Genomic DNA, 12,257 nt, shown 5'->3' on the forward strand with positions numbered 1-12,257 from the left:
ATCATTTTTCGTACTTGTATTGGTTTTATTTTAATTAATATCGTTCGCAAACTAGGTACTAAATCGAGGCGAACTGGCATCATCCGTTTCGCTCTATAAGGAGTTATTCAATCACGTTTCATTTGGAGAAAATCGTGGCTCTCAACAAGAGGATTCTCGCATTCGCAGCAGTCGCAGGTGTGTTCGCAGCCGGTTCGGCCATGGCCGCCGACGGTACGATCAACTTCACGGGCAACATCACCGCGGCGTCGTGCTCGATCACGGGCGGCGCAGGGACGAACGTGACCGGCCAGAAGGGCAAGCAGGACATCGCGGTCAACCTCGGCACGGTCAGTGCGGATTCGATCGGCGGCACGGCCGGTCACGGCATCGCGGGCGGTACGTCGATCAACCTGAACCTCGATTGCGGCAGCACCGCAACCGACCTGACGCTCGTGAAGATGAAGTTCGACCCGTTGGCCGGCTCGGGCATCGATGGCAAGAACAACAAGTTGCTGAAGGTGTCGGGCACGGCGAAAGGTGTCGGTATCGGTCTATATGACGACAACAACAACCTGCTGAACCTGGCGGCGAACGAGACGATCAATGGGCCGCTGGTCAAGGGTGGCACGACCGAGACGCCGACCTACACCGCCGCGCTGAACATGCGTGCAGGTTACGTCGCAAACGGCGACACGGTCGCAGCCGGTACGGCCAACGGCACGCTGCCGTTTACGCTGTCGTACGAGTAAGCCTCTTCAATCGAGCGACGGAACGGCACACGCGCCGTTCCGTCGCCGCCTCCAGATTCAAATCCGCCATGAAGAAATCGCTCATTGCCGGGCTGGTCGCGGCCGGCTCGATGTTGTTCCTGTCCATTCCGTCGCATGCCGGCATTTCGCTGTCCGGCACGCGCGTCATTTATCCGGCAAAAAGCAAGGAGGCGTCGGTCGTCGTCAAGAACCAGGCGAAGGACGACGTGATGATTCAGTCCTGGATCGAATTGCCGGACGGCGCGAACGGCGACCTGCCATTCGCGATCACCCCGTCGTTGAGCCGCCTCGGTGGCGACAAGCAACAGATCCTGCGCATCTTTTACGCGGGCGAAGGGCTGGCAACGGATCGCGAATCGGTGTTCTGGCTCAGCGTGCAGGAGATTCCGCAAAAGGCGAAGGACGATAACTCGCTGCAGATCGCAGTGCGGCAGCGGATCAAGCTGTTTTATCGGCCCGCCGATCTGACGGGCAAACCCGAAGCGGCGCCGGGGGAGCTGAAGTGGCGCTGGCGCGACAGTGGCGGCAAGCCGGCGCTGGAAGTCGTCAACGACACCCCGTATTTCGTATCGCTCGGCCACGCGAGCCTCAAGGTTGGAGCGAACACGTATCCGGTCGTCACTGAAATGATCGCGCCCAAATCCGCGGCGCGCCTGGCGATCAAGGCATTCTCCGGCGAGACGATACCCGGAGGCGCCAGGGTCGAATTCACGTCGATCAACGATTTTGGCGCAACCGTCGATACGCAGGCCGACGTGACGAAGTAACCCGCCAGTGTGCGGTTTCGATCGGGCCGATCGATTCAAATAAATACGTTGTACTTATTAATAAACATGCGGGGAGCGCGCAATCGAGGCATGAACACAACTGTCAAGAAAATCGTAGAGGCTTGCCGGCGCGCATCCTGTCTGATGGCGCTCGGCGTGGTCATTACGCCGGACGCCACACAAGCTGCCGAATTCAACGAGATGTTCCTCAAGAAGGGGGACGGTCCTGTCGAGCTTTCGTATTTCGAAAAAGGCAGCTCGGTGGCGCCTGGCGTCTACGATGTCGACGTGTCGTTGAACCAGGGGCGGGCGAAGCGCGAGTCGATCCTGTTCAAGTCCGACGCGTCGGGCGAGGTTCGCCCGGTGATGACGTACGGCTTGCTGAAGGCGCTTGGTGTCGACGTGAAACGTCTCGAGCGCGAGCACAAACTGGAGGCGGGGCTGGCGGACGATGCACCGGTCGAGTTGGGTTCTCTGGCCGATGGCGCGTCGGCGAGTTTCGACGTCGGCACGCTGGCGCTCGATGTCAGCGTGCCGCAAGTTTATGCGCCGACGCAAGCACGCGGCTATGTCGATCCTTCGATGTGGGATGAAGGGATTACGGCCGCCTATTCGAACTATCAGGCGAATTTCAGCCACGACACGGATTCCGGGTACCGCAGCGACTATGCGTATCTCGGGCTGCGCAACGGCATCAATATCGGTCCCTGGCGGCTGCGCAACGAATCGGCGCTGTCATGGCGACGCGGCAGCCCGTCCGATCTCTCCGCGAACCGCAGCTACGTAGAGCGCGACCTGCAGCGCATCAAGGGGCGGCTGTCGGCAGGCGAGGTGTATTCGTCCGGCGAGATTTTCGACAGCGTGCGATTTCTCGGCGCACAGATCAGTTCCGATACGGGGATGCTGCCGGACAACGAGATCGGCTATGCGCCGGTCGTGCGCGGCATCGCGCAAAGCAATGCGGTCGTCGAGGTTCGTCAGAACGGCTATGTGATCTACTCGACGTCCGTGACGCCCGGTGCGTTCGAATTCAGGGATATTTACCCCAGCGGCTCGAACGGCGACCTGGAGATCCGGATCATCGAATCCGACGGCAGCGTGCGAACGTATCGGCAGTCGTATTCGTATCTGCCCGTGATGATCCGTCGCGGCACGATGCGCTATGCGTTTTCGGCCGGCCAGTACCGCGGTTATAGCCAGTCGCGGCCCAAATTCGCACAGGGCACGCTGATCTACGGCGTGTCGGACAATCTGACCGGCTACGGCGGCCTCATTGGCGCGGAGCGGTACGCGGCCGTCGCACTCGGGGTCGGCTACAACTCGCGGCTTGGCGGTGTGTCGTTCGACATCACGCACAGCCAGTCGAATGCAACGGGCCGCAAGGCGAGCGGGCAAAGCTTCCGGTTCCTGTACTCGAAGACACTGACTGCGACGGAGACGACCTTCACGATGGTCGGCTATCGCTATTCGACGGACGGCTATCGCACGTTCAGCCAGCACGTCGACGATCTCGATCGCCAGTGGGGGAGCGGCTCTCGCCGCCAGAAGAGTCGGGTCGACCTGAACATCAACCAGTCGCTGGGCACGAGCGGATCGCTGTACGCGAGCGTCGGCGATACGAGCTACTGGAGCCAGGGCGGGTCGAGCCGCAACATCCAGCTCGGCTACAGCGGCGCGCTGAAGAATCTCAGCTACAGCGTCGCGGTGGCGCACACACGGGATTCGGGGCCGTTCGGCCGGTCTGACACGCAGTTCACCGCGTCGATCAGCATCCCGCTCGGCGGCGGTACGCGTTCGCATCGCCTGTTCGCGAACACGGTTGCGTCGACGAGCGGCGACGTGAGCTCGCAAGTGGGCGTGAACGGGTTCCTGAACGAATCGAATACGGTCAATTATTCGGTGCAGGGCGACTATCGCAAGCACGCGGGCGGGTCGGGCGGCGTGGGCCTCGGCTGGGACACGCCGCTCGCCAAGCTGACGACGAACTACAACCAGTCGGGCCATGGCAAGCACGTGGACGTCGGGGCCGCCGGGTCCATCGTCGCGCACCACGGCGGGATTACGCTGGGTCAGTCGGTCGGCGAGACGTTTGCGATTGTCGAAGTGCCGGGCGTGCGCGGCGCGCGCTTCTCGTCGTCGACGAGCATCAGCACGGATCGCAGCGGCTACGCGATCCTGCCGTATGCGCAGCCGTATCGCTACAACTGGCTCAACATCGATACCGAGAGCCTCGGCTTCGATACCGATCTGACCGACAACGCGAAATCGGTGGTGCCCACGCGCGGTGCGATCGTGAAGGCGAAGTTCGCCGCCGAGACGGGGCGCCGGGTGCAGTTCGACGTCAAGACGTCGAACGGCGGCAAGGTGCCGTTCGGTGCGACCGCCTACGACGAGCGCGGCAAGGTGCTCGGCATGGTCGACGATGCGTCGCGCGTGCTCGTGTTCGGCGTCAGGGATCAGGGGCAGTTGTCGATTCGCTGGAGCGAGGGTTCGTGCGAAGGCGGCTATGCGTTGCCGGCGCGGAAGAGGGCCGTCGCGTACGAGCGTGTGGCGATGAGTTGCAGGATGGCGGGGCGGTGATCCCGGCCGAGAACGCGTGCTTCGCGTGGCAAAGCGTCGAGAGCGTAGGGCCTGACGCACGCGTCACCCCCGGTTCTTCATCCAATGAGGCACGCGTGAATACCTGAATCGGGATGGGCGGACGCCATGACGAACCGGGTCGATGAATGCCCGAGTCGGAGTCGGAAAGAGCCTGTTCGTACTTTAGTTTGAAAGATCGTCGATTAACTGTGGGGTATATCGTGAAAAACGATAAATCGATTACTACTGCTGCTTTGGTCTCTTGCGGCATCTTGTCAATGTCCATTGCCGGCTCCGCGGTGGCGGGAGGGACCGTGGGAGATTGTACTTTCTATGGCGGCGGGCCTAACGATACCCATGCCGTTGCATACTCGTCATGGGATGTTGGCGAGTTCGATCCAACTGTCCCGAACGGGGCGATACTCTTCAAGACCAGTTTTGGGTCGCTCGTCTATCAAAACGGTGTAGGTAGCGTAGAGTGCAAATCCAGCTTGGGGAATGTGGTATATACCGGCATAGGGCCGGTTGGTCAATATAATACCTATCCAACAGGAGTCTCTGGTGTTGGCGTGAGACTCGTTAATACGCTCCGTTGGAACGGGCCTTCAGGGGGGTGGTCGGAAGTTTCTTATCCATATAGATATAACGAAACCTATCAACGTGTTCCGCTTTACGGTATTCAAAATACGACAATCGAGCTCGTCAAGACAGGGCCGATTACCGCTCAAGGCGAGATCACCGGCTTGATCGCGCAACATGTTGCAGAGAGCCGTTCGCTGGTTCTGGCTCAGCTCTTCGTTTCGGGGAGCATCAAGATCAAGCCACGGGTACCGACCTGCAGTGTCCAGACGAAATCGATCAACGTCTCGATGAACGCCACGAACGTCAAGAGTTTTACCGGAGTGGGCTCGACGAGCGCGGACAAGCCGTTCGACATCAAGCTGAACTGCTCGAATGGCACATCCGGTGCGACGACCCGCATGTTCATGACGATGACGGACGTTGCCAATCCCGGCAATCGATCCACGACGTTATCGCTCAGCAAGGGCTCGACCGCTACCGGCGTCGGGTATCAAATCGTGCGTCAGTCAAGCGGTTCCCTGGTGTCCTACGGCCCTGATTCGTCCAGCCTGGGTAATCCGGGGCAGTGGTTCGTCGGCCAATACGGGAACCAGGGCGTGAGTATTCCGCTGGTGGCCCGCTACGTCCAGACGCAGCAGAATATGACGGTCGGCACTGCAAATGCCGTGGCGACCTTTACGATGAGCTACCAGTAAGGTGGCGGGCCGGTTTCGAATGGCTCGGACCGGAAACGAGATGGCCGGCAGTTTTGTCGAAGCCGCCGGCCATTGATTTTTCCGCCCCCCACTTCTGAAACGAGCGGGGGCCGTCACGCCAAACCCTACGGTTTCAACGCACCATTATCAGTCGACGGGACCGTACTGCCACCGCCCGTCGATCTTGCCGAAACTCATGCCGACCGTCGAATAGGGCTGGCCCGGGCCGCTGGCCGAGCTGGTTTCGATGTGGCCGCTCTCCGTATTGAACCCCACCAGTCGGCCCCAGTAAAACGGGCCGTAGACCGGCGACACCAGGTTCAGACGGCTGCTCGACGTCGAGGCCCGGATCGTGCCGGCGTTTTCACCGACCAGGCCGCCCAGGTTCGAACGGGTGCCCGCAATCGTGCCGGTGGACGATGCATCCTCGATGAGGGCGTCCTTGTCGTTCAGGCCCGCCAGGCCGCCGACGTTCGAGTCGTCCGCCGCAGCATTGCCCGACGCCGACGCATGACGCACGATCGCCTTGTTGCCGCGGTTCGCGCCCACCAGTCCGCCGGCACGGCTACCGTTGCCGGCCGTCACGTCGACGGCGGCCTGCACGGTGTCCAGCAGCCCCGTGTTCAGGCCCACGAGCCCGCCAACGTCGCTCCCATCTCCTGCGCTTGCCTTGCCTTCGGCGCGCGCGTTCGACACGGTGCCGTCGTTGGTACCGACGAGCCCGCCCACGTGGCTGTTGCGGCCGGCCTTCACCGTGGCCGTGGCGTGCGCGTTGCGGATCGTGCCGCGGTTCGCGCCGGCCAGGCCGCCGACATGGCCGCTCGCGAGGTCGGTCACGTCACCGGTCGAGCGCACGTCGTCCAGCGTGCCGCGCGCGTTTTCGCCGATGAAGCCGCCGATCGCCTTCGCACCGGCGGCCGTGACCGAGCCGGAGGCGGACGCGTTCGCGATCGTGCCGCCGTCGCGGTTCTTGCCGACGAAGCCGCCGACATACCCGCCTTTGCCTGCCGTGACCGTGGCGGAGGTCGACGCGTCGCGAATCGTGCCGTAGTTGACGCCGACGAAGCCGCCGGTGCTCGTGTTGTCGCGACCGGACACGCGCCCGCCGCTCGACGAGCGAACGATGCGGCCGCCGTTCATCCCGACGAGCCCGCCGGCACTCTGCACGTCAGGGTTGAACTCCTGGTCGAGCGGGATGCCGGGGCGGCCGGCGAGCGTGACGTCGGCGAAGGCTTCGCTGTCGGCGATCGTGCCGACGTTGGAGCCGACCAGCCCACCCACGATGAACGCGTTGTTGCTGCCGGATACGCGCCCGGCGAAGCGCGCGCGATCGATGGTCCCGACGTTCCGGCCGACGAGGCCGCCCATCTGGACCGTGTCCCTGCCGTTGTACGACACGCTCATGTTTTTCGCGGTGACGTTGGTGATGTGTCCGCCCAGATTGTCGCCGACGAGGCCACCGACGAACGCAGCGCGGGCGGCCGAGGTGCCGTCGACGACGAGCGAATCGAGCGTCAGGTTCGCGAGCGTGCCGCTGCTTTGCCCGAACAGGCCGATGTTCGGGCCGGTGTTGGTGATCGACAGCCGGCTGATCGTGTTGCCGAGGCCGTCGAACACGCCGTGGAACTCGCGGTCGCCGCCGATGCTGCGGAAGCTCGCGTTCGCGCCGTCGATCGTGTTGCCGATCACGTAGCGGCCGCCCAGGTTCGCATCGATGCTGCGCAGGTCGGCAACGGTATGCAATACCTTGTAGTCCTCGCCGTTCGCGCGGAACGACGCGTTGTCGCCGGACAGCGTCACGACGGCTTTGTCGTTCAGCGTATGACCGTTCTTCGCGTTGAGCTCGAGGTGCGCGTTGCGGCCGGTGAGCTTGACTGCTTCGTTGATACGGATCTTGTCGGCGGCATTGACGTTCAGGCTGGCGTTGGCGCCAGTGGCGGACAGCGCCTGCTGCAGATCGACGTTGCCCTTCTGCGAGGTCAGCGTGAGCGAGCGATCGCTGTTCCAGGCGACCGGGCCGCTAACCGTCAGGTTGCCTTGCGTGTTGGTCAGTGCGACGTTGGTGGTGCCGAGGTTGAGCGACAGCGTGTCGGCGTCGATCGACGCGCCGTCCGGATAGAGGCTGTCGGCCTGGTTGCGTGCGACGCCCGCGTTGGCGGCTTCGACGGTCCAGGTGCCGGCGGTGTCGCCGGCGCGCGTGTCGACTGTGGTGCCGCGTGCGACGCGAACCTGTTCGCCGCGCGTGACGACGGAGCCGGCCGGTGCGCCGACTTCGGCCGCGCTCGTATCGAGCTTGCCAGCGACCTTGACGGTGCCGCCGTCGAGCGTGATCTTGCCGGCGCGGTTGGCGAGGCCCTTCGCTTCGATGGTGCCGGTGTTGTTGACCACGGCGTTCAGCAGGTTGCCGGCCGCGCGCGCGGTCATCAGCACTTCGCCGCCGTCGGCTTTCAGCAAACCGCCGTTGGTGGCCTGCGCGTCGACCGCACCGCCTTCGACCTGCAGGCTGAGCAGGTCGTTGCCGTCGAAGTTGACCTTGAACGCGTCGCCGGCGCCGAGCGCGACGCGGCCCATCTTCGCCTGGATCACGCCGTTGTTGGACACGCGCGCGCCGAGCAGCGCGACGCTGCCGCCGTCGGCGGCAGTGATGTGGCCGTCGTTGACGATCGACGCGGTGGAGTGACCGGAGAAGCGATAGTTGCCGGCGAGGAAATCGGCGTCGGCGATGTTCTGGGTGGACGCGACGAGGCCGCCGACGTTGATCTGCGCGCCGGAGCCGAACAGCACGCCGTTGGGGTTGACGAGGAAGACCTTGCCGTTGGCATCGAGCTGGCCCTGAATCTGGCTGCCGTTGTTGCCGACCACGCGGTTCAGCGCGATCGACTGCTTGCCGGGTTGATGGAACGCGACGCGCTCGTTGCCGGCGATGCTGAAGTCGTTCCAGTTGGTGATGAGCTTGTCGGTGTGCTGGTTGATGGACATCGACTTGCCGTCGTTTTCGCGAATGATGTCGGCCTTGCCGGCGGTGATGTTCTCGCCGGTGGGCAGTGCGAAGGCGGGCATCGCGGTGAAGCCGAGCAGCGAGAGGGCGGCGGCGGCGCGCTTGGCGCTGCCGGGCTTGGCGCGGCGGCGCGCGGTTTCCCCGACGGCGCTCCAGCATCCCTGGGTCTGGTTCCAGACCAATGCGTAGGTCTTGTTCATCGTTTCGTTATCCAGATTGAGTTTCATGAACCCGGCCGACCGTGAAGGCCGGTCGGCCGGAGGGGGCAACCGGCGGCCTCGCGGCCGCCGGCTACGAGCGGACAGGCCGCTCGCAACAGGCGACGGCGTCCGGCATGCCGTTCAGGCGGCGGAGCCGGAACCGTCCGGGTTCAGGCTCAGGGCTTCACCTGGCCATAGTTCACGCCGACCAGCGCGCCGTAGGACTGGTCGTAGCCAGCCTTCACGTCGACGCGGCTGGTGCTCGACGAGCCGTAGACGAAGCCGAAGTTACCGCCGACGAGCCCGCCCAACCGCGCGTACCGGCCGCCGGAAACCGTGCCGCTCGACGACGAGGCGGTGATGACACCGGCATTGCTGCCGACGAGGCCGCCGACGTAGCTGGCGTCGCCGCCCTTGACGGATCCCGTCGCGCGCGACTGGTCGATCTTCCCGAGCAGACTGCCGACGAGGCCGCCGACCTGGCTCTGCCGGCCGGCTTCGACGTCGCCCGATGCGGTCGATCGTGCGATGTCGCCGCTTTCGTTGGCGCCGACGAGGCCGCCGGCCGACGAGAAGTCGCCGGCCTTCACCGCGCCGGTGGCACGGGAATCGGCGATCGTCCCGAGGTTACGGCCTGCGAGGCCGCCCGCCTTGCTCGATTGCCCGGCCACTACCTTGCCGTTGGCGCTCGACGTGCGGATGATGCCGGTGTTGACCCCCACGAGGCCGCCTGCCGAGCTGTTGTTCAGCACGGTGACGTTGCCCGACGCGTTGGAGGAATCGAGCGTGCCGGCGTTGATCCCGGCAAAGCCGCCCGCCGTGCTGTTGTAGCCCGCGACCACTTCGCCGGATGCGTCGGATGCCTCGATGCGGCCGCCGTTCGTGCCGACGAAGCCGCCGACCGTGCTGTTGTGGTCGCCGTCCACGTTGCCGGTCGCCTGCGAGGTCTCGATGAAGCCGAGGTTTTCGCCGACGAAGCCGCCGAGCGTCGATTGGCCCGCGGCGCGGAGGTGACCTTGCGCGACGGATGCATGGATACGGCCCGCCTTGCCGTTGCGCCCGACGAAGCCGCCGGCGAGGCTGTCGGCACCGGCGACGACGTTGCCCGTCGCGGTCGACGCGTCGATGTCGCCGTCGTTGTAGCCGGCGAAGCCGCCCGCGGCCACGGCCTTGTTGCCCGCCGTCACGTTGCCGTTGGCTTGTGACGTCCGGATTCGGCCGCTGTTCGAGCCGACGAGGCCGCCGACCGTGCTGGCCGCCGCCGCGAACACGTCGCCGTCGGCCGTGGAGGAATCGATGTCGCCCAGGTTCACCCCTGCGAGACCGCCCGCGACGCTGCGTTCGCCGACGCTGACCTTGCCGCTGGCGCGCGATGCCGTGATGGTGGCCATGTTGATGCCGACGAGCCCGCCCGCCACGGCATTGTTGCGTGCGGTCACGCTGGCAGACGACGAGGACTGCTTGACGATGCCGTTGCCGTCGTTGATGCCGACGAGCCCGCCGACCTGCGCGTTGGCGCCTGTCGCGTTGATGGTGCCGGCACTCGACGAGCGCTCGATCATGCCTGTGTTGTACCCGACCAGGCCGCCCGTGGCGCCGTCGTGCGCGGCGTTGATGCGCACGTCGGCCTGGCTGTCGCGAATCAGCGCCGAGACCGGCGGCTTGTTCAGCAGCGTCAGGTTCTCGCCCACGAGGCCGCCAACCGTATTCGCGTAGCGATCGGTGTCGATGCGGCCGGACACGCTGGCGCGCTCGATCGTGCCGCCATAGTTCGAGCCGACGAGACCGCCGACGAATGCGGGCCCGGTCGTCGAGACCGTGACGTTTTCGGCCGTCACGTTCGAGATCGTGCCCGAGTTGCTGCCGGCGAGCGTGCCGACCGAAATCGGCGAGCCATACGGCAGACCCGATGCGACCGTCACGATGTCGCGCAGGCTGAGGTTGGCGATGCGGCCGGCGTTGTGCGAGAACAGGCCGACGGTGATTTTGCCGGGGTTGGAAATGTTCAGGCGACTGACCGTATTGCCGAGGCCGTCGAACACGCCGTGGAACGCGCTGTCGGCCGCGATGCTGCGGAAGCTCGCGTTCGCGCCGTCGATCGTGTTACCGATCACGTAGCGGCCGCCCGGGTTCGCATCGATGCTGCGCAGGTCGGCGACCGTATGCAGCACCTTATAGTCCTCGCCGTTCGAGCGGAACGACGCATTGTCGCCGGACAGCGTCACGGCCGCCTTGTTGTTCAGCGTATGGCCGTTCTTCGCGTTGAGTTCGAGATGCGCATTGCGGCCGGTGAGCTTGACTGCTTCGTTGATACGGATCTTGTCGGCGGCATTGACGTTCAGGCTGGCGTTGGCGCCAGTGGCGGACAGCGCCTGCTGCAGATCGACGTTGCCCTTCCGCGAGGTCAGCGTGAGCGAGCGGTCGCTGTTCCACGCGACCGGGCCGCCGACCGTCAGGTCGCCTTGCGTGTTGGTCAGCGCGACGTTGGTGGTGTCGAGATTGCGCGAGAGGGTGTCGGCGCCGATCGAACGATCGCCGTTTACGCCGGCGTTGGCGGCCTCGATGGTCCAGGTGCCGGCGGCGTTGCCCGCGCGCGTGTCGATGCGGGTATCGGCGGCGACGTCGACGCGCTCGCCGCGCGTGATGACGGAGCCCACCGGTGCGCCGGCTTCGGCCGCGCTCGTATCGAGCTTGCCAGCGACCTTGACCGTGCCGCCGTCGAGCGTGATCTTGCCGGCGCGGTTGGCGAGGCCCTTCGCTTCGATCGTACCGGTGTTGTTGACCACGGCGTTCAGCAGGTTGCCGGCCGCGTGCGCGGTCATCAGCACTTCGCCGCCGTCGGCTTTCAGCAAACCGCCGTTGGTGGCCTGCGCGTCGACCGCACCGCCTTCGACCTGCAGGCTGAGCAGGTCGTTGCCGTCGAAGTTGACCTTGAACGCGTCGCCGGCGCCGAGCGCGACGCGGCCCATCTTCGCCTGGATCACGCCGTTGTTGGACACGCGCGCGCCGAGCAGCGCGACGCTGCCGCCGTCGGCGGCAGTGATGTGGCCGTCGTTGACGATCGACGCGGTGGAGTGACCGGAGAAGCGATAGTTGCCGGCGAGGAAATCGGCGTCGGCGATGTTCTGGGTGGACGCGACGAGGCCGCCGACGTTGATCTGCGCGCCGGAGCCGAACAGCACGCCGTTGGGGTTGACGAGGAAGACCTTGCCGTTGGCATCGAGCTGGCCCTGAATCTGGCTGCCGTTGTTGCCGACCACGCGGTTCAGCGCGATCGACTGCTTGCCGGGTTGATGGAACGCGACGCGCTCGTTGCCGGCGATGCTGAAGTCGTTCCAGTTGGTGATGAGCTTGTCGGTGTGCTGGTTGATGGACATCGACTTGCCGTCGTTTTCGCGAATGATGTCGGCCTTGCCGGCGGTGATGTTCTCGCCGGTGGGCAGTGCGAAGGCGGGCAGGGCAGTGAAGCCAAGCAGGGAGAGGACGGCGGCGGCGCGCTTGGCGCTGCCGGGCTTGGCGCGGCGGCGCGCGGTTTCCCCGACGGCGCTCCAGCATCCCTGGGTCTGGTTCCAGACCAGTGCGTAGGTCTTGTTCATGAGATTGTTGTTCCTATGGAAAGGTACAGGGTGTTCGCTTCGTATCGATACGTATACCTAACGAAACGGGAAAGGCCGAAGGCATGC

At 64.7% G+C, this 12,257-nt stretch carries 6 protein-coding genes; 4 read left to right on the top strand and 2 right to left on the bottom strand.

What is annotated here, in order from left to right; translation table 11 throughout:
* Window positions 1-134 precede the first annotated feature (134 nt).
* The 4 genes from G3N64_RS01155 (at window position 135) to G3N64_RS01170 (ending at window position 5,376) form a co-directional block, all read left to right on the top strand.
* Window positions 135-731: a fimbrial protein gene (locus tag G3N64_RS01155; RefSeq protein ID WP_260436432.1), complete on the top strand. Its 597-nt coding sequence runs from the start codon at window positions 135-137 to the stop codon at window positions 729-731.
* Between the two features lie 68 nt (window positions 732-799).
* Window positions 800-1,519: a fimbria/pilus periplasmic chaperone gene (locus G3N64_RS01160; RefSeq protein WP_124631996.1), complete on the top strand. Its 720-nt coding sequence runs from the start codon at window positions 800-802 to the stop codon at window positions 1,517-1,519.
* Window positions 1,520-1,609: 90 nt separating this feature from the next.
* Window positions 1,610-4,099 (top strand): fimbria/pilus outer membrane usher protein, encoded by a 2,490-nt coding sequence (locus tag G3N64_RS01165; protein WP_205781948.1) that lies wholly within the window; start codon window positions 1,610-1,612, stop codon window positions 4,097-4,099.
* Between the two features lie 221 nt (window positions 4,100-4,320).
* On the top strand, window positions 4,321-5,376 hold the full coding sequence (locus G3N64_RS01170; RefSeq protein WP_260436433.1) for a fimbrial protein: 1,056 nt from the start codon (window positions 4,321-4,323) through the stop codon (window positions 5,374-5,376).
* A 147-nt stretch (window positions 5,377-5,523) separates the two neighbouring features.
* Here the strand turns inward: G3N64_RS01170 and G3N64_RS01175 are convergent, their stop codons facing one another.
* Complete coding sequence (locus tag G3N64_RS01175) at window positions 5,524-8,574, bottom strand: GLUG motif-containing protein (protein ID WP_205781949.1); 3,051 nt, start codon at window positions 8,572-8,574, stop codon at window positions 5,524-5,526.
* Between the two features lie 176 nt (window positions 8,575-8,750).
* Window positions 8,751-12,170, bottom strand: coding sequence for a GLUG motif-containing protein (locus tag G3N64_RS01180; protein ID WP_205781950.1), 3,420 nt, complete (start codon window positions 12,168-12,170; stop codon window positions 8,751-8,753).
* Window positions 12,171-12,257 lie beyond the last annotated feature (87 nt).

It is taken from the genome of Burkholderia sp. Ac-20344, from assembly GCF_017104975.1.
Lineage (GTDB): Bacteria > Pseudomonadota > Gammaproteobacteria > Burkholderiales > Burkholderiaceae > Burkholderia.

What these genes read in the sequence shown, in the direction of transcription:
- G3N64_RS01160 (WP_124631996.1), top strand. Translation starts at nt 800, where the DNA reads ATGAAGAAATCGCTCATTGCCGGGCTGGTCGCGGCCGGCTCGATGTTG.
- G3N64_RS01165 (WP_205781948.1), top strand. Translation starts at nt 1,610, where the DNA reads ATGAACACAACTGTCAAGAAAATCGTAGAGGCTTGCCGGCGCGCATCC.
- G3N64_RS01175 (WP_205781949.1), bottom strand. Translation starts at nt 8,574, where the DNA reads ATGAACAAGACCTACGCATTGGTCTGGAACCAGACCCAGGGATGCTGG.
- G3N64_RS01180 (WP_205781950.1), bottom strand. Translation starts at nt 12,170, where the DNA reads ATGAACAAGACCTACGCACTGGTCTGGAACCAGACCCAGGGATGCTGG.